General features: G+C 58.9%; 20 protein-coding genes and 1 tRNA gene. 11 read left to right on the top strand and 10 right to left on the bottom strand.

The genetic code is table 11. The annotated features are described in order from the left end of the window. Positions 1-288: 288 nt before the first annotated feature. Together clpB and J3352_RS12175 are read right to left on the bottom strand one after the other, a co-directional pair. Positions 289-2,901, bottom strand: a complete 2,613-nt coding sequence (gene clpB / locus J3352_RS12180) for an ATP-dependent chaperone ClpB (RefSeq protein WP_097772741.1) — start codon at positions 2,899-2,901, stop codon at positions 289-291. A gap of 237 nt (positions 2,902-3,138) precedes the next feature. After that, the gene (locus J3352_RS12175) at positions 3,139-4,281 is read right to left on the bottom strand and encodes a trigger factor (RefSeq protein WP_242651707.1); all 1,143 of its coding nucleotides are present in this window, start codon (positions 4,279-4,281) and stop codon (positions 3,139-3,141) included. A 280-nt stretch (positions 4,282-4,561) separates the two neighbouring features. Here J3352_RS12175 and J3352_RS12170 point away from each other — a divergent pair, with 280 nt between their 5' ends. The 3 genes from J3352_RS12170 to J3352_RS12160 are packed head-to-tail and all read left to right on the top strand — an operon-like array spanning position 4,562 to position 7,155. Beyond that, the gene (locus J3352_RS12170; protein WP_097772743.1) at positions 4,562-5,734 is read left to right on the top strand and encodes an NADP-dependent malic enzyme; all 1,173 of its coding nucleotides are present in this window, start codon (positions 4,562-4,564) and stop codon (positions 5,732-5,734) included. Positions 5,735-5,749: 15 nt separating this feature from the next. Beyond that, entirely contained in the window at positions 5,750-6,589 is an 840-nt protein-coding gene (locus J3352_RS12165; RefSeq protein WP_156067347.1) for a fumarate hydratase, read from the top strand. A gap of 14 nt (positions 6,590-6,603) precedes the next feature. After that, the gene (locus tag J3352_RS12160) at positions 6,604-7,155 is read left to right on the top strand and encodes a Fe-S-containing hydro-lyase (protein ID WP_005936462.1); all 552 of its coding nucleotides are present in this window, start codon (positions 6,604-6,606) and stop codon (positions 7,153-7,155) included. Positions 7,156-7,251: 96 nt separating this feature from the next. Here the strand turns inward: J3352_RS12160 and J3352_RS12155 are convergent, their stop codons facing one another. Beyond that, positions 7,252-8,394, bottom strand: a complete 1,143-nt coding sequence (locus tag J3352_RS12155; protein ID WP_005936461.1) for a ribose-phosphate pyrophosphokinase — start codon at positions 8,392-8,394, stop codon at positions 7,252-7,254. A gap of 403 nt (positions 8,395-8,797) precedes the next feature. Here J3352_RS12155 and J3352_RS12150 point away from each other — a divergent pair, with 403 nt between their 5' ends. After that, the gene (locus J3352_RS12150) at positions 8,798-9,184 is read left to right on the top strand and encodes a metal-dependent transcriptional regulator (RefSeq protein ID WP_035395062.1); all 387 of its coding nucleotides are present in this window, start codon (positions 8,798-8,800) and stop codon (positions 9,182-9,184) included. 53 nt (positions 9,185-9,237) lie between these two features. On the opposite strand, the gene J3352_RS12145 is transcribed toward J3352_RS12150, so the two are convergent. Both J3352_RS12145 and J3352_RS12140 read right to left on the bottom strand, forming a co-directional pair. Beyond that, a complete protein-coding gene (locus tag J3352_RS12145) occupies positions 9,238-9,588 on the bottom strand; it encodes a type II toxin-antitoxin system PemK/MazF family toxin (protein ID WP_005936458.1) in 351 nt (116 codons plus the stop codon). A 143-nt stretch (positions 9,589-9,731) separates the two neighbouring features. Then, a complete protein-coding gene (locus J3352_RS12140) occupies positions 9,732-10,148 on the bottom strand; it encodes a holo-ACP synthase (RefSeq protein WP_005936455.1) in 417 nt (138 codons plus the stop codon). A 187-nt stretch (positions 10,149-10,335) separates the two neighbouring features. Between J3352_RS12140 and J3352_RS12135 the strand changes: the two genes are divergently transcribed. Continuing rightward, the gene (locus J3352_RS12135; RefSeq protein WP_005936452.1) at positions 10,336-10,581 is read left to right on the top strand and encodes an IreB family regulatory phosphoprotein; all 246 of its coding nucleotides are present in this window, start codon (positions 10,336-10,338) and stop codon (positions 10,579-10,581) included. Positions 10,582-10,626: 45 nt separating this feature from the next. Here the strand turns inward: J3352_RS12135 and J3352_RS12130 are convergent, their stop codons facing one another. Both J3352_RS12130 and cysK read right to left on the bottom strand, forming a co-directional pair. Next, a complete protein-coding gene (locus J3352_RS12130; protein WP_005936449.1) occupies positions 10,627-11,568 on the bottom strand; it encodes a tRNA-dihydrouridine synthase in 942 nt (313 codons plus the stop codon). 92 nt (positions 11,569-11,660) lie between these two features. After that, positions 11,661-12,593, bottom strand: a complete 933-nt coding sequence (gene cysK, locus J3352_RS12125) for a cysteine synthase A (RefSeq protein WP_005936447.1) — start codon at positions 12,591-12,593, stop codon at positions 11,661-11,663. Between the two features lie 281 nt (positions 12,594-12,874). Between cysK and J3352_RS12120 the strand changes: the two genes are divergently transcribed. Then, positions 12,875-13,306, top strand: coding sequence for an Rrf2 family transcriptional regulator (locus J3352_RS12120; RefSeq protein ID WP_005936443.1), 432 nt, complete (start codon positions 12,875-12,877; stop codon positions 13,304-13,306). 61 nt (positions 13,307-13,367) lie between these two features. Here J3352_RS12120 and J3352_RS12115 read toward each other — a convergent pair. Continuing rightward, positions 13,368-13,443 (bottom strand) — tRNA-Pro (locus tag J3352_RS12115). A gap of 204 nt (positions 13,444-13,647) precedes the next feature. On the opposite strand from J3352_RS12115, the gene J3352_RS12110 reads away from it, so the two are divergent. The 5 genes from J3352_RS12110 (at position 13,648) to J3352_RS12090 (ending at position 19,600) form a co-directional block, all read left to right on the top strand. Then, the gene (locus tag J3352_RS12110; protein ID WP_156067345.1) at positions 13,648-15,306 is read left to right on the top strand and encodes a glutamine--tRNA ligase/YqeY domain fusion protein; all 1,659 of its coding nucleotides are present in this window, start codon (positions 13,648-13,650) and stop codon (positions 15,304-15,306) included. A gap of 24 nt (positions 15,307-15,330) precedes the next feature. After that, positions 15,331-15,483 (top strand): hypothetical protein, encoded by a 153-nt coding sequence (locus J3352_RS12105; protein WP_005936439.1) that lies wholly within the window; start codon positions 15,331-15,333, stop codon positions 15,481-15,483. Positions 15,484-15,546: 63 nt separating this feature from the next. Beyond that, the gene (locus tag J3352_RS12100; RefSeq protein WP_156067343.1) at positions 15,547-16,623 is read left to right on the top strand and encodes a leucine-rich repeat protein; all 1,077 of its coding nucleotides are present in this window, start codon (positions 15,547-15,549) and stop codon (positions 16,621-16,623) included. After that, entirely contained in the window at positions 16,607-18,049 is a 1,443-nt protein-coding gene (locus tag J3352_RS12095; RefSeq protein ID WP_156067341.1) for a VWA-like domain-containing protein, read from the top strand. The genes J3352_RS12100 and J3352_RS12095 overlap by 17 nt, the downstream gene beginning before the upstream one ends. Positions 18,050-18,061: 12 nt before the next feature. Further along, the gene (locus J3352_RS12090) at positions 18,062-19,600 is read left to right on the top strand and encodes an AAA family ATPase (protein ID WP_156067339.1); all 1,539 of its coding nucleotides are present in this window, start codon (positions 18,062-18,064) and stop codon (positions 19,598-19,600) included. Positions 19,601-19,724: 124 nt separating this feature from the next. On the opposite strand, the gene J3352_RS12085 is transcribed toward J3352_RS12090, so the two are convergent. Then, positions 19,725-20,393: a hypothetical protein gene (locus J3352_RS12085; RefSeq protein ID WP_156067337.1), complete on the bottom strand. Its 669-nt coding sequence runs from the start codon at positions 20,391-20,393 to the stop codon at positions 19,725-19,727. After that, positions 20,390-20,719 carry a PadR family transcriptional regulator gene (locus tag J3352_RS12080; RefSeq protein WP_005936428.1) on the bottom strand — a complete coding sequence of 110 codons (330 nt, stop codon included), beginning with the start codon at positions 20,717-20,719 and terminating at the stop codon, positions 20,390-20,392. Before J3352_RS12080 ends, J3352_RS12085 begins: the two co-directional genes overlap by 4 nt. Positions 20,720-20,946 lie beyond the last annotated feature (227 nt).

Genomic DNA, 20,946 nt, shown 5'->3' with positions numbered 1-20,946 from the left:
TCAGCTTTCTGTTTTTTATTAAAGAACGGACTCCCTCAGTCTGCTTCGCAGCCAGCTCCCTCAAAGAGGGAGCCTTGCCGCACGGTCAGCCTCCCTCACCGAGGGAGGTGGCATCGCGCAGCGATGACGGAAGGAGTTCTTTCCTAGGGATACAAAAATGTGCTTTCCACCGTGGCTGTTCCGCGATGAAAAGCACATCAATGTTACTTGTTATAATATCATATTCCGCACCCCCATGCAAGCATTACAGCCGGCACAGAGGTACAAAACTGGTAAAACTGTGGAAAATCATTTCAGCACAAGGGCATTTCCGTCGTAATCCACGGTCAGGGTGCTGCCCTCGGCATAGCGGCCCTGAATGATCGCCTTGGCGATCAAAGTCTCCACCCGGCTCTGGATGAACCGTTTGATGGGGCGGGCACCATAGACGCTGTCGTAGGCAGAATCGATGATGTAGTCCTTGGCGGCGGTGGTCACGTCCAGATTCAGATGCTTGCCCTCGTCCATGCGGCTACGCAGGTCTGCCAGCTGCAGATCCACGATCTTGCGCATCTCGTCCTTGGTCAGGCTCTTGTAGTAGACGATCTCGTCCAGACGGTTCAGGAACTCGGGGCGGAACTTGCTCCTCAGCAGCAGGTCGATCTGATGCTTTGCCTCGTCGCTGAGTTCGTTGGAACCCTGTGCCCGGCGCTGCTCCAGATCGTTCAGGATGATGTCACTGCCCAGATTCGAGGTCAGGATGATCACCGTGTTCTTGAAGTCCACGGTACGGCCCTGGCTGTCGGTGATGCGGCCATCGTCCAGCACCTGCAGCAGGATGTTGAACACATCGGGGTGGGCCTTTTCCACCTCATCGAACAGCACCACGCTGTAGGGTTTGCGGCGGACAGCCTCGGTCAGCTGACCGCCCTCCTCATAACCCACGTATCCCGGAGGCGCACCGATCAGGCGGCTGACGCTGAACTTCTCCATATACTCCGTCATATCGATACGCACCATGTTGCGCTCATCGTCAAACAGAGCCTGTGCCAGCGCCTTGGCCAGCTCGGTCTTGCCCACACCGGTGGGGCCGAGGAAGAGGAAGCTGCCGATGGGGCGGTTGGGGTTGGCGATCCCGGCGCGGCTGCGCAGGATGGCCTCGCTCACCTTGGTCACGGCCTCGTCCTGACCGATGACTCTCTTGTGGAGCACATCGTCCAGATGCAGCAGCTTCTCGCGCTCGCCCTCTACCAGCTTCTCCACCGGGATGCCGGTCCAGCGGGCCACAATGCGGGCGATCTCCTCATCGGTCACGCGGTCACGCAGGAGGCTGTCCTCCTTCTTCTCGTTGGCCAGCTTTTCCTCCGCTTCCAGCTGTTTCTGCAGCTCGGGCAGCTTGCCGTATTTCAGCTCAGCAGCCTTGTTCAGGTCATACTCACGCTGGGCTTTCTCAATGGCGGCATTGGTCTGCTCGATCTGCTCACGCAGGGTCTGCACCTTGCCAATGGCGTTCTTCTCGTTTTCCCACTTTGCCTTCATGCTGCGGAACTTATCCTGCAGCTCGGCCAGTTCCTTTTCCAGCTCATGCAGGCGGCTTTGGCTCAGGGCATCGGTCTCCTTTTTCAGGCTGACCTGCTCGATCTGCAGCTGGGTGATGCGGTGGGCCAGATCATCCATCTCGCTGGGCATACTGTCCATCTCAGTCTTGATCATGGCGCAGGCTTCATCCACCAGGTCGATGGCCTTATCCGGCAGGAAGCGGTCGGTGATATAGCGGTCAGAGAGGGTTGCGGCGGCGATCAGCGCATTATCGCTGATCTTCACGCCGTGGAACACCTCATAGCGCTCCTTCAGGCCACGCAGGATGGAGATGGTGTCCTCCACTGTGGGCTCATCCACCTGCACCGGCTGGAACCGGCGCTCCAGAGCGGGGTCTTTTTCGATATACTGGCGGTATTCGTCCAGCGTGGTTGCACCGATGCAGTGCAGCTCGCCCCGGGCCAGCATGGGCTTGAGCAGGTTGCCCGCGTCCATGGCACCGTCGGTCTTGCCCGCACCCACGATGGTGTGCAGCTCATCAATGAAGAGGATGATCTTGCCCTCGCTCTTCTTGACCTCATTCAGGACGCTCTTCAGGCGCTCCTCAAACTCGCCGCGGTACTTTGCACCGGCCACCAGCGCACCCATGTCCAGGCTGAACACGGTGCGGTTCTTCAGGTTCTCGGGCACATCGCCGCGCACGATCCGCTGGGCCAGGCCCTCGGCGATGGCGGTCTTGCCAACGCCGGGCTCACCGATCAGGCAGGGGTTATTCTTGGTCTTACGGGACAGGATGCGGATCACATTGCGGATCTCCTGATCACGGCCGATCACGGGGTCCAGCTTCTGCTTCCGGGCCAGATCGACCAGATCCTGGCCATATTTCTGCAGAGCGTTGTAGGTATCCTCGGGGTTGTCGTTGGTCACGCGCTGGTTGCCGCGCACGGCAGTCAGCTGCTGCAGGAACGCATCCTTCTTGATGTTGAAGGCGCGGAACAGCTCCGTGGTGTTCTGGGTCGGCTCATCCAGCAGGCCCAGGAACACATGCTCAACACTGACGTATTCGTCCTTCATGGCCTTGGCTTCCCGGGCGGCAGCGCTCAGGACTTTATCCGCTGCCTGCGAGATATAGACCTTGTCCGGGTCACGGCCAGAGCCGGACACCCGGGGCAGGGCCGACAGCTTTTCAGCCACAGCAGCGGCAAAGCTGCCCGGGTCCACGTTCAGCTTCTGCAGAAGCTGCGGGATCAGGCCCTGCTCCTGCGAAGCCAGGGCGTGCAGCAGATGTTCCGGCTCCAAAGCGTTGTGCTGGTACTCCACAGCCAGCTGCTGGGCAGCCTGCAGAGCTTCCAGTGTTTTCTGCGTATATTGATTGGTATTCATAGAATCGACCTCCATTCGTACCGAAAATGTTATTTCAGCAGTCTTTCAGATTGATTGCCATTTCATTTTTAGCACTCTATCTGTTCGACTGCTAAAACTATACTCCAAACACCCCACTTTGTCAATAGGGTTTTCGATGGTACGGCAACAATTCACAAATTGTTTGCAAACAAGACAAAAATGCCGCCCCGGCGGACCCGAAGCGGCACAAGTTCTCTTGATATGGGGGCAGGGCACTCAGCTCACCACTGCGCTTTCCGTCAGCGCATCGGTGACGGCATCCATCAGGGCGACCATGGTGCAGTAGTTCTCACCATAGGTGCCGGTGTAGGAGGAATAGGTATCGATCTGCTCCTGGGTGGGCACGATGTCCAGTGTCTCGGCCACTGCCTGATAAAGCAGAGCCTCCTTGGAGTAGGTGGTGATGCTGTCGCTCATCCCCTCCAGCAGGTCATCGGCGTTCTCATAGCCAGCGGCGGTCTGCACAAAGCTGTCCAGATCGTAGCCGTAGTAGTTGGCCATGGTGTAGTAGTAGTTCAGGCACTGGTTCACCTGATAATCGGTGACCTCCTTGGGCAGCTCCTTGAAGGTGGAGTTCGCCAGCAGGTCGTCCATGATGGCGTTCTGCAGGTTGGTGTTGTAGAGCATCTTCTGGTAGAGCGCTTTCAGCTCCTCCACGGTGTGAACATCATCGCTCTCGCCGTAGTTCTCGGCCACCCACGCATCGGTCAGCTCGGGCAGGACCTTCTCGCTGATATAGTTCAGGGTAACGGAGAACACAGCCTTTTTGCCGCTCAGGACAACGGTGTTGCCCTCGGAATCGGTAGAATCGCTGTATCCCTCCGGGAAGGTCACGGTGACATCAAAGGTCTCGCCGGGGGTGTGGCCTACGATCTGATCCTCAAAGCCATCGACGAAAGTACCGCTGCCCAGGGTCAGGCTGTAGCCGCTGTAAGTGCCGCCGCTGAACGCAACGCCATCCACGGAACCGGCATAGTCGATGTTGACGGTATCACCGTCCGCTGCGGCACGGTCCGTCACCTGCTTCTCGGTGGCGTGGTCGCTGAGCAGGCTGTCGATCTCGCTCTGGATCTCCTCCTCGGTGGGCTCGATCTCAGAACGCTTGAAGGTAAGGCTTGCAAAGTTCTCGGGCAGGGTGACATAGTCAAGCGCCTTCACGCCCTCCCAGTAGCCGTTCTCGTCCAGACCGCTGCTGTAGGAGAAGTTCTCGTAATCGTAATCTTCCGCGCTGCCGTAAACAGCGGCGGCTGTGCTGGAAGCGGCAGAAGAAGAGTCAGCGGACTTGGAGCAGCCTGCTGCGCCCAGCACCAGCGCACCGGCGCAGAGCAGGCAGACCGCCTTTGTGATGATCTTTTTCAAAATAAAGTTCCTCCTGTTGGAACACCGGCATCCCGCCGGGTTCAGATTCGTGTCGCATAGTACAGACCTTATTATAAAGGGCAAAAGTGAAAAAGAAAAGAATTTTGCGGAAATTCCACAAATAGAGCGCCTGGTTTGTCCGACTTTTGCGGGGCACCGGCCGAAAAAGCGGCTTTTCCGGTGGAAATGCCCACCCGGTTCTGTTAAAATAAAAGAGATACGAGAAACCCCGGCCGCTCCCTTCCGCGGGAAGCGCCCGATACAAACGGAGGAACACCCCATGGATTACAACAAAGCCGCCCTTGAAATGCACGAGACCCACCACGGCAAGGTGGGCATTACCAGCAAGGTGGAGGTCAAGACCCGCGATGACCTGTCTACCGCCTACACCCCCGGCGTTGCCGAGCCCTGCCGCAGGATCAAGGAAAACCCCGACGATGTTTATAAGTACACCTTCAAGGGCAACATGGTGGCCGTTGTCTCCAACGGCACCGCCGTGCTGGGCCTGGGTGACATCGGCCCCGAGGCCGGTCTGCCTGTGATGGAGGGCAAAGCCGTGCTGTTCAAGGAGTTCGGCGGCGTGGATGCCTTCCCCATCTGCATCGATGCCCACGATGCCGCCAGCGTGATCGCAGCCTGCAAGGCCATTGCCCCCACCTTTGGCGGCATCAATCTGGAGGATATCAAGAGCCCCGAGTGCTTTGAGATCGAAGAGACGCTGGAGCGGGAGCTGGATATCCCCGTGTTCCACGATGACCAGCACGGCACCGCCATCGTGGTGACCGCTGCCCTCATCAACGCCCTGCGCGTGGTGGGCAAAAAGATGGAGGACGTGCACATCGTCCTGAACGGCCCCGGCGCTGCCGGTACTGCCATCATCAAGATGCTGATGACCGCCGGTGCCAAGGATATCGTGGCCGTGGACCAGTTCGGCACACTGTACAAGGGCTGCAACAGCGCCGAGGCCCACAAGAACTGGCTGGGCGAGGTGACCAACCCCCGCCAGATCAAGGGCGGCCTGAAGGAAGCCATCGAGGGAGCCGACGTGTTCATCGGCGTGTCCCGCCCCGGCATCCTGACCACCGAGCTGTGCAAGACCATGAACAAGGATGCCATCGTCTTTGCCATGGCCAACCCCACCCCGGAGATCATGCCGGACGATGCCAAGGCAGGCGGCGTGCGCGTGATGGCCACCGGCCGCAGCGACTTCCCCAACCAGGTCAACAATGTGCTCTGCTTCCCGGGCCTGTTCAAGGGAGCTTTGAGCGTCCGCGCCCGCGATATCAACGATCAGATGAAGCTGGCCGCAGCCTATGCCATCGCTGACCTGATCACCGATGCCGACCGCAGCGAGGAGAACATTATCCCCGGCGCGTTCGACCCCCGTGTGGCCGAGGCCGTGGCTGCTGCCGTGGCAAAGGCTGCCCGCGAGACCGGCGTTGCCCGCCTGTAAAGGGAGGAACACGAGATGAGGAACATCTCCGCACAAGCCATCACCGATACCGTAGCCCGGCTCTGCATCGAGGCCAACACCCGCCTGCCGCAGGATGTGCAGGCGGCGCTGGACAAGGCCCGGCAGGAAGAGCCCTGGCCGCTGGCAAAGAATACCCTGGACCTGCTGTGGTCCAACCTGAGCGCCGCCAGAGAAAAAGACCTGCCCATCTGCCAGGACACCGGCATGGCCTGCGTGTTTGTGGAGCTGGGCACCGATGTCCATATCGACGGCAGCTTTGAAGCCGCCATCCACGAGGGCGTGCGCCGCGGCTACACCGACGGCTACCTGCGCAAGAGCATCGTGGCCGACCCGCTGCGCCGGGGCAACACCGGCGACAACACCCCCGCCGCCATCACCGTTCATCTGGCAGACGGCGACGGCTGCACCATCACCGTGGCCCCCAAGGGCTTTGGCAGCGAGAACATGAGCCGCATCCAGATGCTCAAGCCCGCCGACGGCGTGGAGGGCTTCCGGAAGTTCGTGCTGGAGACCGTCCAGCTGGCCGGTTCCAACCCCTGCCCGCCCATCGTGCTGGGCATCGGCGTAGGCGGCAGCTTTGACAAGGTGGCTTATCTGGCCAAAAAGGCACTGCTCCGCCCGCTGGATGTTCCCAACCCCGATCCCTATTATGCCGGTCTGGAGCGGGAGCTGCTGACCGCCATCAATGAGCTGGGCATCGGCCCGCAGGGCTTTGGCGGCCAGACCACCTGTCTGGGCCTTGCCATTGAGCAGATGCCCACCCATGTGGCGGGCCTGCCCGTGGCCGTGAACGTTTCCTGCCATGTCACCCGCCGCGCGTCGGCCCAGCTGTAAGGAGGGGCTTTGCAATGGAATACAGACTGACCACCCCCTGCACCGCCCAGGATCTGGCCCCCCTCAGGGCAGGCGATACCGTATTGCTCTCCGGCGTGGTGTATACCGCCCGGGATCAGGCCCACAAGCGGATGATCGAAGCACTGGACCGGGGCGAACCGCTCCCCTTCGACCTTGAGGGCAGCGCTATCTACTACGTCGGCCCCACCCCGGAGCGCCCGGGTGAGGTCATCGGCTCTGCCGGCCCCACCACCAGCGGCCGGATGGATGCCATGAGCCCCCGCCTGCTGGACCTGGGCAACAAAATTATGATCGGCAAGGGCAAGCGGGATGCCGCTGTCAAGGAGGCCGTTGTCCGCAACGGTGCAGTCTATCTGGCCGCTTTGGGCGGTGCCGGTGCCCTGATGGCCAAGAGTGTCCAGACGCTGGAAGTCATCGCCTGGCCCGACCTCGGCTGTGAGGCTGTCCGCCGCCTGACCGTGCAGGACATGCCCCTGACTGTCATCCTGGATGCCCACGGCGGGGATCTGTATCTGGAAGGCCCAGAGGCCTACCGGAACCGCTGAGGAACAGCAGCCCCGGCTTCTGCCAAATGCTGTACATACAAAAAGGAGCTGTACCCCCGCGGGAGTACAGCTCCTTTTGCATTGCATTTTTTCTGATCAGCCGCGCTTTGCCAGCAGAGCCTCGATCTTCTTGATGGGATCGATGATGCTGGAAACAGACATATCGTGGTTCAGTGCCACCACGAAGTAGGCAGCATACTTGGAGACATCCACGTCAACATACCAGTCGCGGGTCAGCAGCTCGGGCTGGCGGTAGGTCAGGTTGGTGCCCACAACGTAGTCCAGCTTGCCATCGGCAACTGCCTGATCGAACTTCTTCAGGCCGCTGGTGAACAGCGGGAAAGTCGCGTTGGCAATGATGCGGGCAGCGCCGCGCTCCTTCAGGTTGCCTGCAACCTCCAGCATGCTCTCGCCGGAAGCGATGATATCGTCGGCGATAAAGACAGTCTTGCCCTCAACGGAATCACCCAGGTACTCGTGTGCCACAATGGGGTTGCGGCCGTTCACCACGCGGGTGTAATCGCGGCGCTTATAGAACATACCCAGGTTGCAGCCCAGCACGCTGGAGAAGTACATGTTGCGGTTCATGGCACCCTCGTCGGGGCTGACCACGATGAACTTCTCCTTATCAAAGCTGATCTCGGGGTTCTTCTTCAGCAGGCTCTTGAGCACCTGATAGGTGGGCATTGCATTGTCGAAGCTGAGCAGCGGCACAGCGTTCTGAACGCGGGGATCGTGGGCATCAAAGGTGATGATGTTGCGCACGCCCATGGTCTGCAGCTCCTGCAGGGCCACAGCGCAGTCCAGGCTCTCGCGAACCACGCGGCGATGCTGACGGCCGCCGTACAGGCTGGGCATGATAACGGACACACGGTGTGCCTTGCCGGCCACTGCCTGGATCAGGCGCTTGAGGTTGGCAAAGTGGTCATCCGGGGAGAGGTGGTTCTCGTAACCGAACAGGTTGTAGGTAACGCTGTAATTGCCCGGATCGATAACGATAAAGATATCGTCGCCGCGCACAGACTCCCTGACCAGGCCCTTTGCGTCACCGCTCTGGAAGCGGGGGCACTCGCAGGGGATGATAAAGCTATCCTTCTCCACGCCTGCGGACTTTGCCCATTCCACCAGATGCTGGTCGATCAGCTTGGTCAGCTCCTCTGCACCGGGGCAGGCCAGCAGACGCAGGTCTGCCACGCTGGGTTCCTGGAAAAATGCCATCGGATTGATCTCGTTGGACATACTTACAACTCCTTCAATGTTCCTGTTGTCTTGACGATGAAATCAGATGCTGAAAGCGCATATCTGTTTTTATTTTATCACAAAAAACAGATTTCGACACACCTAATTTCTGTCTTGGAGCCATTTTCTGCGGCTTGCACAGCTGTTGTTCAAAAACACGTTGGAGACTGTGAGTTTCACACAAAAAACCTTCCTTTTACCTTCCTCTTCCCCTTCCCCCCGCCTGCTGACCGGTGGTTCCTGCGCACAAACCCACAGATTTTTCATGTTTCAGTTGGTTTGTTTTAACAAACTTTCAGGGATTGCTTGCATCCCCCGGGAGAATGTGGTATTCTATAACAAACCGAACCGACGTGCGTTTTCAGCCCCGGGCCGGGAATCAAGAAGGCAGGAGGCCGATACCATGCAGATCCACCAATCCGCAGAAGATTATCTTGAAACGATCCTGATGCTCAACCAGAGAATGGGCCGTGTCCGTTCCATCGACGTGGTCAATGAGCTGGGCTATACCAAGGCAAGCGTGAGCATTGCCATGAAGAAGCTGCGGGAGAACGGCTATATCGCGGTGGACGGTGAGGGCAACCTGACCCTGCTGGAACCGGGCCGCGAGATCGCAGAGCGCATTTACAGCCGCCACCGCCTGCTGACCCACTTCTTTGTGCAGCTGGGCGTGGACGAGGAGGTCGCCGCCGAGGATGCCTGCAAGGCAGAGCATATCCTGAGCGAGCAGACGCTGGAAAAGATCCGCGAATATGCCCTGCTCCACGACGCGCAGGACAGCGTAAAATAACCGGAATCATCAAAAAAATGAGACTGCCAGGCCTTGGCAGTCTCATTTTTTTGTCAGTAGCTGTCCAGCCCAAGGCTGACATCCAGTGCCTGATTCACCCGGCGCTGATCCTCAGGCGTGATCTGCCCGGCCCGCTCGCGCAGGCGGTGCTTATCCAGTGTGCGGATCTGTTCCAGCAGCACCACACTGTCCTTGGCAAGGCCGGTATCTGCCGCCCGGATGTTGATATGGGTGGGCAGGCGGGCTTTGTCCAGCCGGGATGTAATGGCCGCTGCAATCACGGTGGGGCTGTGCCGGTTGCCGATCTCGTTCTGGACGATGAGCACCGGCCGAATGCCGCCCTGTTCCGAGCCCACCACCGGCGAAAGATCGGCGTAAAAAACTTCTCCTCTGTGTACCTCCATGGAATCTTCCCTCCCTGATCTTGGAGGATGCGCCCGCTATGTGGTGCGTTTTGCGCATCCTCAGTCGCTCTGCCTTTAGTATGAGCCGACTGCAGGGCCGCTATGCACGCGCGGGCTTATTCCATTGTATGCAGACGGGAAGTTCAGGTTTCCGTTTCCAGGATGCAGTACGCCATGGCCATGCCGTCTTCATGGCTCAGGGAGAGATGTGCCCGCAGGCGGCGTGCTTCCACCCACTGGGCGCTCCGGCCGGAAAAGCGATAGGCCGGTGCCCCGCCGGGCAGGCGGACGGCTTCGATCTCGCAGAGGGAGAAGGGCTCCCGCAGACCGGTGCCCGCCGCCTTGAGGAAAGCCTCCTTGGCCGCAAAGTCCGCCGCCGCGCTGGCCACGGTATGGGCGGTGCGGCGGGCCGTGCCCTCTTCTTCTGCCAGAGGCAGGCCCAGTGCCGCCTGCTCCGCCGGGCCGAACACCCGGCGTGCAAAGACCGCGCCATGGGGACCCAGCAGGCTCTTTTCCATCCGCGCAATGCTGCACAGGTCGCAGCCGATTCCGTAGACCATGAAAAACCTCCTGAACGGGAAAATTCGCTCCGTTCTTTTTACTCAAATTTTCAAAAATTTTTAGGCAAAGTGTGCAAATTCCAGCTTGGAATCTTGAAGTCAGCGTTCATTTCGTGTACAATGGGCTATAAGTTCCAATGACCTCTCGGAACGGAATGCGAGAGGGATACCGAAGGGGGTGCATTGCGTGGGCGACGCGACTGCTATTTTTTCGATCCACGACAAAAAGGACTACGAGATTCACGAGATCGTACAGCAGGTGTACGATGCATTAAAGGAAAAGGGCTACAATCCGGTCAATCAGCTGGTGGGCTATATCCTGTCCGAAGATCCCACCTATATCACCACATACAAGGGAGCCCGCTCCCTCATCCGCAAAGTTGACCGTGACGATCTGCTGCAGGCCATGCTCCGCAGCTACCTGAACGTCTGAGCCGCGCTTACACAAGTCCGCTGCCTCGCAGGAGGCGGCGGGCTTTTATTTTGGCCAGCAGGCAAAGATCTGGTTCACCACCGTCTCATACTCCCAGCCTTCCCGGGCCTTGCGCAGGGGCTTTTCCAGTGCGTCGGCCCCATCGAAAAGGTGGATGAGATAGAACCAGTGGGCTTTCATCCGGCTCACGGCACAGCTGGCCATCCCAAAGGCTTCGGTGTAGCCGTGATAGAGTTCATCATGGTAGCCGCGCAGTTCTTCCCGGGAAGCGGCAGGGCCGCCCACAGCCTTGCGCAGAAGGGCAGGGTCTGCGATGAGGCCCCTGCCCACCATGATGCCAGACAGTTCCGGGAATGCCGCTTCCAGTGCCCGCAGGTCATCCACGGTGGTCACATCGCCGTTGTAGCAGACCGGAGCAGTGCAGGCGGGCAGGTAGGCAGCAAAGGCTTCCCGGTCGGCCTGGCCGCGGTAGAGCTGTTTCATCACCCGGGGATGGATGGTCAGCTCGCAGAGGGGGTATTTGTTGTAAACGTCCAGGATCTCCCCGAACTCCTCCGCCCGGGCCACGCCCAACCGGGTCTTGACCGACACCGACCCACCTGCCTGCGAAAAAACAGCGTCCAGAAAGGCATCCAGCTTCTGCGGGTCCCGGAGCATTCCGGAACCCTTGCCCTTGGCTGTCACGGTGCCGGAGGGACACCCGAAGTTCAGGTTGACCTCGGTATAGCCCATCCGGCGCAGTTCCCCGATCATCCAGGCCGCAAGTTCGCCGTCCTTTGCCAGCAGCTGCGGGATGACCTGCACCCCCGGGTTGGCCGCCGGTTCCAGCTCAGCCATCTTCTTTTTGATGAGCACCCGGTTCTCCGGCGGCGAGAGAAACGGCGCATAGTACCGCACCGGGGCCTCCGGTGCACCGAACCAGCGCTGGTGGGCCTGCCGCCAGATGCGGTCTGTCAGCCCCTCCATCGGGGCGGCGTAGTAGTTCATAACAGAGTTCTCCTTGGAATTGATGGGTTTATTGTAGCACAAAAAAAGCCGCTGCGCAAAAATTTCTGCGCAGCGGCTTGTGGGGTTACAGCTTATTCGGCAAACAGCGGGGTGGACAGGTAACGGTCGCCGGTATCGGGCAGCAGAGCAACGATCTTCTTGCCTGCGTTCTCGGGGCGCTTTGCCAGCTCCAGCGCAGCCCAGACCGCTGCACCGGAAGAGATCCCCACCAGAACGCCTTCCTTGTGGCCGATCAAGCGGCCGGTCGCAAAGGCATCCTCATTGGTCACGGTGATGATCTCATCGTAGACCTTGGTATCCAGCACATCCGGCACAAAGCCCGCGCCGATGCCCTGGATCTTGTGCGCACCTGCAACGCCCTTGCTCAGCACAGGAGAGGAGGCAGGCTCCACAGCTACGACCTTGACATTGGGGTTCTTGCTCTTGAGGTACTTGCCCACGCCGGTAACGGTGCCGCCGGTGCCAACGCCAGCCACAAAGAGATCGACCTGACCATCGGTGTCCTCCCAGATCTCAGGGCCGGTGGTCTCGATGTGTGCCTGCGGATTGGCAGGGTTCACGAACTGGCCGGGGATAAAGGCGTTGGGAATCTCCTTTGCCAGCTCATCCGCCTTGGCAATGGCACCCTTCATGCCCTTTGCGCCCTCGCTCAGGACCAGCTCTGCGCCGTAAGCCTTCATCAGCTGGCGGCGCTCCACGCTCATAGTCTCGGGCATCACGATGATGATGCGGTAGCCCTTGGCAGCGGCCACAGCGGCCAGACCAATGCCGGTGTTGCCGGAGGTAGGCTCAATGATCACGGAACCGGGCTTCAGCTTGCCGGTGGCCTCGGCATCGTCGATCATCTTCTTGGCAATGCGATCCTTGACAGAGCCGGCGGGGTTGAAGTATTCCAGCTTGGCCAGAACGGTGGCCTTCAGGTCTGCTTCCTTCTCAATATGGGTCAGCTCCAGCAGCGGAGTGTGGCCAATCAGCTGATCTGCGGAAGTGTAAATCTTGCTCATAGTAAAAGTCCTCCCTCTGCGGGCGCAGAGCCCGGGATGTTATTCTGACGCATTCCATATTTCCTGTAAACCAACATAGTTTGTAGGTTTGATGGTATTATAGTCCTCTTTTCCCCCTTTGTCAATGGAAAAACGAAAAAGCGATTGAAAAGTTACAAACCCTGTTGTATAATAGGTTTGTTAATGAGAAGAGGACAACCCCACCATCCATGCCTGCGCATTGCCGCCCCTGACTGGGCCGCTGGCGCAAAGCGTCTGAGGGGTTGATAAGGAGAAAAGCTATGATCGTTTCAACCAAGGGCCGTTATGCACTGCGCGTAATGATCGACCTGGCCGAACACCAGGCGGAGCGGTATGTGCCGCTGAAGGAGGTCGCCGAACGGCAGGAGATCTCGGAAAAATATCTGGAAAACATCCTGAAGGTGCTGGTGCAGAACGGCTTTCTGGAAGGTCTGCGCGGCAAGGGCGGCGGCTACCGGCTGACCCGCACCCCCGACCAGTACACTGTGGCAGAGATCCTGCTGCTGACCGAGGGCAGCCTTGCCCCCGTGAGCTGCCTTGTGCCCGGTGCTCCCGCCTGCGAGCGGCTGCCCAACTGCAGAACCTATACGATGTGGAAGGGCCTGAACGACATGATCGCCGACTACTTTGGCAAGATCACTCTGGCCGACCTCGCCGCACCCGATCAGGCGGGGAATGATTATATCATCTAAATGACAGAAACAAAGCCACGACAAAACCGCGCTTATAAACGGTTTATCGTGGCTTTTCTCGTGGTCGGAGTGGCGAGACTCGAACTCGCGGCCTCCTGCTCCCAAAGCAGGCGCGCTACCAACTGCGCAACACCCCGTAAAATCTGAATACTATCATACTATACCCTTTTTTTGCGCATTCGTCAAGTGCGCAGAATGCGGAAATCTGCTCATGGCACCGAAAACCACCCTTACTTTGTATTTTTGCCTTGAAGCAGAGCCAAAAATGGTGTATTATAAAGTGTATTGAAAGAAAGTGTAATTCCGGGCTGCGATGCCCTGAAACCAAGGGGGAAACCACTATGGCAGATAAAAACTTTTTGACGGAGATCATCGATGCTGACCTGGCCGAGGGCAAGATCAGCGAGATCCATACCCGCTTCCCGCCGGAGCCCAACGGCTACCTGCACATCGGCAGCGCCAAGGCCATCTACATCAACTGGTCCATCGCAAACCAGTATGGCGGCAAGTTCAACCTGCGCCTGGACGACACCAACCCCGCCCGCGAGGGTGAGGAGTATGTCAACAGCATCATTGAGGATCTGCACTGGCTGGGCGCTGACCCCAACGGCGGCATCTTCTATGGCAGCGATTACTTTGACAAGTGCTACGAGTACGCCGAGAAGCTCATCCTGGAGGGCAAGGCCTACGTGGACGACCTGACCCGTGACGAGATGCGCGAGTACCGTGGTGCCGATGCCGGCAAGCCCAGCCGTCCCTCTCCGTGGCGTGACCGCACCCCGGAGGAGAATCTGGACCTGTTCCGCCGGATGCGTGCCGGTGAGTTCCAGGAGGGCGAAAAGACCCTGCGTGCCAAGATCGACCTGGCCAGCCCCAACATGAACATGCGCGACCCGGCCATCTACCGCATCAAGTATGCTGAACACCACCGCCAGGGCAATAAGTGGTGCATCTACCCCATGTACGATTTTGCGCATCCCATCCAGGATGCCATTGAGGGCATCACCCACAGCATGTGCAGCCTGGAGTTCGAGAATCATCGTCCCCTGTACAACTGGGTCATCGAGAATATCTTTGGCACCGAGTTCCCCAAGCAGCGCGAGTTCGCCCGCCTGAACATGACCAACACCGTGATGAGCAAGCGCTACCTGCGCGAGCTGGTGGAAATGGGCATCGTGGACGGCTGGGATGATCCCCGGATGCCGACCCTGTGCGGCCTGCGCCGCCGCGGCTACACCCCCACCTCCATCTTCACCTTTGTGCGGGAGGCCGGCATCTCCAAGTCCGACAACCTGATCGACATGCGTCAGCTGGAAGCCTGCATCCGCAGTGAGCTGGACCTGACCGCCCAGCGCCGGATCGCCGTGCTGGACCCTGTAAAGCTGGTCGTGGACAGCTATCCCGCCGACAAGACCGAGTTCTTTGAGGTGGCCAACAACCCCAACCGCGAAGCCAACGATGCCTCCACCCGTAAGGTCGCCTTTACCCGCGAGCTGTGGATCGAGAGTGAGGACTTTGCCGAGGTGCCGCCCCCGAAGTTCAAGCGTCTGACCATTGGCGGCGAGGTTCGTCTGATGGGCGCTTACATCGTCAAGTGCAAGAGCGTGGAGAAGAACCCCGACGGCAGCATCGCCGCCATCCACTGCACCGCCGACCTTGAGACCGGCAACGGCAACCCCGCCGATGGCCGCAAGGTCAAGGGCACCATCCACTGGGTCAGCGCTGACCACGCTGTGGATGCTGAAGTCCGCCTGTATGACAAGCTGTTTACCGAGGCCAACATGAACGCCATCCCCGAGGGCAGCGACTACAAGGATTACCTGAACCCCGAGAGCGTTGTGGTGCGCAAGGGCTGCAAGCTGGAAGAGAGCCTGAAGGATGCCAAGCCCGGCGAGAAGTTCCAGTTTGTCCGCACCGGCTTCTTCACCCCGGACAGCAAGAACCCCGGCGTGTACAACCGCGTGGTCACCCTGCGCGACAGCTTCAAGCCTGCAAAGTAAATCCTTTCAAAGGAGTACAAACAGATGAAAAAGCATCTGATCCGGAATGCGATCCTGATGGCTGTTGCCACCCTCATCATGGGTGTGTTCCTCAGCCTGTATATTGCCAATACCGGCACGGTTCCAGCTGCCGACAATGCGGCCGCCTCTACCGCTTCTTCACAGGCCGCACAGTAACCGCATCCCTCCCAACTGCTGCACGGCTCTGCCCGTGCAGCAGTTTTTTTGTTAGGAGACCCTATGTTTATCGATATCATCCCGTTACAGAAGAACACCGCCCGCCTGACCCGTGTTTACGGCGACACGCCCTGTGCGGCCCTTCCCGCAAGCGTACCGGGCCCGGAGGGCGGGGTGCTGACCATCACCGAGCTGGGGGACTACTGCTTCTCCGAGAGGCCCAGAAGCCTGCCCGGGGCCGATGCGCTCTGCCGCTATGAAGTCGGCCCGGACGGCACCTGCACCCTTGTGCAGGCCTTTGGCCGTGACCTGACCGGACAGCACGGCCGCTATGACCTTGACTTCGGGGAAGGGCCTGCTGCCCCGGAGGATCTGCACCCGGTGTGCGGCAATTTCGTGGAGGAGATCACCCTGCCGGACAGCCTGCAGGTCATCGGCAGCTGCGCCTTTTACAACTGCCGCAGGCTGCGGCGGCTCAGTGTGGGAGCCGGAGATCTGACCGTGGGCAGCGATGTGTTTCTGAACTGCTTTGCGCTGGCAGACCTCCTTGTCCGGGCCGCTCCCGAGGAAAAGACCGGCCTGTTCGCCCTTGTGAACAACATCACCGAGGCTGTGCGGGCACTGTTCTGGCTCCCGGGCGAAGCGCATCCCCGGGCGGGGCTGTGGTACCCCGCCTACTGGGAGGATGTAGAGGAAAGCCCCGCCCACATCCTGCTTCACACCTTTTCTGGACAGGGATATCATTACAGGCAGTGTTTTCTGGATGGAAAAGTCCTTTCCGCAGAATATGATGCCATCTTCCCGGACGGCCACGCCGCCGAGGATCAGGGCGTGGCGGCCATGCTCTGCTTCGACCGCCTGCGCTGGCCATGGAACCTGGCCGAAAAGGCAAAGGCCTCCTACCGGGAATTTCTGGCCGCTCACACCGGCCTTGTGCTCCAGCGCCTGCTGAAGGCACAGGATACCGACAGCATAAAGGATCTGCTGGCGCTGGATGTGCTGGATTCTGCTGCCTTTGCTGAGGGCGCGGCGCTTGCCGCCAAGGCAGACAACGCAGCTGCTGCTGCACTGCTGGCCGACGCAGAGCACAAAAAGAGGGGTTCCGCCCCGAAGAAGCGGAGGTATGATTTTGATTTCTGAAAAAGAAAAATTCTTCGACCCCCGCAAGCCCTTTGCATCCAAACGCCCTGAGACCCACGAGGAGTGGCAGGCCCGGATGGGCGGCGAGGTTCTGGCTGTGGTGCGCAGCGGGCTGTACCTTGATTTCCGCTTTCTGGATATGGCGCTCAGTGCCCTGGCCCCGGTACCGGACGAGCGGTGCGGCGTGCTGGCCACAGACGGCGTGAACCTCTATTATCAGCCCAGCGCCCTGCTGCGGCTCTACCAGGAGAACCCAAAATATCTCAATCGGTTGTATCTGCACACGGTATTCCACTGCGTATTCCGGCATCTCTGGCTCAAGGGCAAGCGGGATGCCCGGCTGTGGAATCTGGCCTGCGATATCGCCGTGGAGAATGTGCTGGACAGCCTGAACCGTTCCAGTGTCAAGCGCCCGCTGACCTGGGTGCGCCAGAACGCCTACGCCGCCATTGCCGCGGAGGGCAGGGTGGTGGCCGCTGCCCCGGCTTACCGGTGGCTGGCTGGCCAGACCCCCGGCATTCTGCGCCAGCTGGAGCGGGAATTCTACACCGATGACCACCGCCTGTGGCCCAAGGATGCCCCCGAGCAGCCCCAGCAGATGCCCACGCCCCTGCCCCAGAAGACGTGGCAGAAGATCGGTGAGCGGATGCAGACCGAGCTGGACCTGCGGGACAAGGAAGCCGGTGACGGTGCCGATGCCCTGAAGCAGCAGGTCAAGGCCGCCAATCGCAGCCGCCGGAGCTATCAGGATTTCCTGCGGCGGTTCTGCGTGACCCGGGAGGAGGTCCACCTCGATCCGGATGAGTTCGACCTGAACTTCTACACCTACGGCCTGTCGGTCTACGGCAACATGCCCCTGATCGAGCCCCTGGAGACCCGGGAGAGCAAGAAGATCGAGGAACTGGCGCTGGTCATTGACACCAGCTACTCCACCTCCGGCGAGCTGGTACGGGCCTTTCTGGCCGAGACCTATACCCTGCTGAAAGGGCGGGAGAACTTCTTCCACCGGATGAATCTGCATCTCATTCAGGCAGACAACGCCATCCGGCAGGATCTGCTCATCCGTAACGAAGACGAGCTCATCCATGCCATGAACCACTTTGAGCTGCGGGGCGGCGGCGGCACCGATTTCCGGCCTGCCTTTGAATATGTGAACCAGCTCTGCGCCGAGAAGAAGTTCTCCAACCTGCGGGGCCTGCTCTATTTTACCGATGGCATGGGCACCTACCCGGCCCGCCGCCCGGCCTACGATACCGCGTTCCTGTTCCTGGGCGAAAAATTCGATGATGCCAACGTTCCCCCCTGGGCCATGAAGGTGGTTCTGGATGAGGATGAATTTTCAGGGCCAACGGCCCGGGCCGCATCGGCACTGGCCGACGCGCTGGCCGAAGAGGACGACCCTTACCGTGAATTGAACAACTCGTGAGGATGTGAACTTATGAATATCAAACGCGCCAAAGAAGAGATTGAACACACTGTCAAAGCCTACCTGGCCAAGGACGCATTGGGCGAGTATGCCATTCCCTCCATCCGGCAGCGCCCCATCCTGCTGATGGGCCCTCCGGGCATCGGCAAGACCCAGATCATGGAGCAGGCCGCCCGGGAGTGCGGCGTGGCACTGGTGGCCTACACCATCACCCACCACACCCGCCAGAGCGCCGTGGGCCTGCCCTTCATCCGGCAGCGCCATTACGGCGACAAGGATGTCTCTGTGACCGAATACACCATGAGCGAGATCATTTCCAGCGTCTACGCCAAGATGGAAGCCACCGGCCTGAAAGAGGGCATCCTCTTCATCGACGAGATCAACTGCGTTTCTGAGACGCTGGCCCCCACCATGCTGCAATTCCTGCAGTGCAAGACCTTCGGCAACCAGGCAGTGCCTGCCGGCTGGGTCATCGTGGCGGCAGGCAACCCGCCGGAGTATAACAAATCCGTCCGCGATTTCGATATCGTCACGCTGGACCGTGTCCGTCGGATGGACATTGAGCCCGACCTGCAGGTATGGAAAGATTACGCCCGCACAGCCCACATCCACAGTGCCATCCTGAGCTACCTCGATCTGCATCCCCAGAATTTCTACCAGATCAACGCCGATGTGGACGGCACACAGTTCGTCACTGCCCGCGGCTGGGAGGATCTGTCCAACCTGCTGGACACCTATGAATCGCTGGGCCTGCAGGCAGATGAAGCACTCATCCGGCAGTATCTCCAGCACCAGAAGATCGCAGAGGACTTCTCTGCCTATCTTGATCTCTATTATAAGTATCGTGATGACTACGGCGTAGAGGAGATCCTGGCCGGTCAGGTCAAGCCTGCCGTTTATGCCCGCCTGCTCAATGCACCGTTTGATGAACGGCTCTCGCTGGTCAGTCTGATTCTATCCGGTCTGAACACCCGGTTCACTGCTTCCCGGCAGGCCGATGCCGTTGCCGATGCCTGCTACGCCTTCCTGAGGGAGGCCAAACAGGGCTTTTCCACCCTGCCTGCAGACATCCCGGATGGGGAGCTTACCCTGTTCGGTCAGATGGTCACGGACTATGATGCCGAGACCCAGCGCAAGCGTGCCGCCGGTCTGCTGAGCCATGACGCGCTGAATACCCGCCTGCAGGTATATGCCGCCCTCCGCAGCTGGGATGCGGAGCTGCGCCGTGCCAATGCTGTGAGCACACAGCCCGCCTTTGATCTCCTGCGCATACAGTTCCAGTCCCTTGCAGAGGCCCGGGATCAGGCACAGGAAGCCGCCAGCGCCGCACTGGAAGCTGCATTTGACTTTATGGAGAATGCCTTTGCCGAAAGCCAGGAGATGGTGGTGTTCGTCACGGAGCTGACCTTGAATCCCGCCTCCCATGCCTTCATCACCGAAAATGGCTGTGACCGCTATTTCCGGTACAACAAAGACCTGCTGCTCGACCATCGCAAGGCCGCGCTGCAGCAGGAGCTTGCCGCCGAGGCCCGCCGCCACGGAGGGCAGTAAGCACCCATCATCTATGAGAAAAGAAGCGCCTCATCCGGGAGAGGATGAAGCGCTTCTTTACTTTGTTCAGGTCAGGGATGAACTCGTTTTCCACGGCCCGGCAGACGTACATCATAAGGAGGATTCAGATACGTTCTCTCAAGCGTTCATCTTTGCCATACTTCCAAAATTTTATGCCATACAACCCCGCACCCAGCAGGAGGCTAAAAAGGGCATAAGGCAAAATCGGCAGGCGCAGCAAAACAAAAGCTCCAGCGATCCGTGTAAAAAATGCACCTGTTGCATACAGCACTGCAATATAAAGCACCAGCCAGCCGCAGTATTTCAGACGATGCTTGCTTGGCGGAAACCCCGCCTGCTCCATCATCTTCCGGAACAGCCAGCAAAAAGCAGTTATGCAGACCACAAGCTGCACCAAATACCCAAGTGAGAGTTCAAACACCCAGTCCGGAACCACCGGATACAGCAGCAGCCCCCCTATCCCCCAGCCAAAGAAGAAATACAGTGGTGCCACAAACCAGAAATAATCTCCAGTCCTCAAAGTTTTAAGGCTTGACTTAACCTCCTCAGCAAAGGTTTTTGCATCCTCAATCACGTTGAACAGTTCCTGCTCATTCTCATTGGCCTGCACCGCCATATCGATCAGGTCACTGTATATCAGCTCTACGCCGCACTCATCCCAACTGGTACGCCGCAGATATCGAATAACCTCTCTGATTTGCTCCTGGCTTTTGCTGTTGAGCAGTTTTACGCGCAGACGGTTCGCTCTTCGCAAGGTGAAATAGTTATTCATCTTCTATCCTCCCGAAAAATCTTTTCTACCAAACCGCACAGGCGGTTCCATTCCTGTTGAAAATCCAAAAGAGAATCCGTCCCCCTTTCGGTGATCACATAGTACTTCCGGCTTGGTCCCTTGGGAGAAGGTCGCCGCTCCACTGTCACCTTCTCCTGCTGCTCCAGGCGTAAAAGCAGCGGATACAGCGTGCTTTCGCTGATCTCTGCAAAACCGACCTGTTTTAACTGCATCACTATTTCATAGCCATAGGTTGGTTCTTTTTCAATCAGCCGCAGCACGCAATATTCCAATACACCCTTTAGCAGCTGTGCATTATTTTCCAATCCGCTTCCTCCTTTCTATCTACTATGCAATGCGTTGTAGCCTATCTACATTGTATTACATAGTAGTCAGTTTGTCAAGCAGTACGCTATGCGCGGTTTGAACAAACTGTATCTTCGCATTTTGGTAATACACAACAAAAAAGCCCTGAGACTTTCATCTCAGAGCTTTACTTAAGTCGGCGACTACCTATTTTCACGCGCCGTTTCCAGCGAACTATCTTGGGCAC

Source organism: Faecalibacterium sp. Marseille-Q4164, from assembly GCF_017377545.1.
Classification (GTDB): Bacteria; Bacillota; Clostridia; order Oscillospirales; family Ruminococcaceae; genus Faecalibacterium; species Faecalibacterium duncaniae.
Note: the sequence above shows the minus strand (reverse complement) of the source record. Positions and strands in the feature narration are given on the sequence as shown.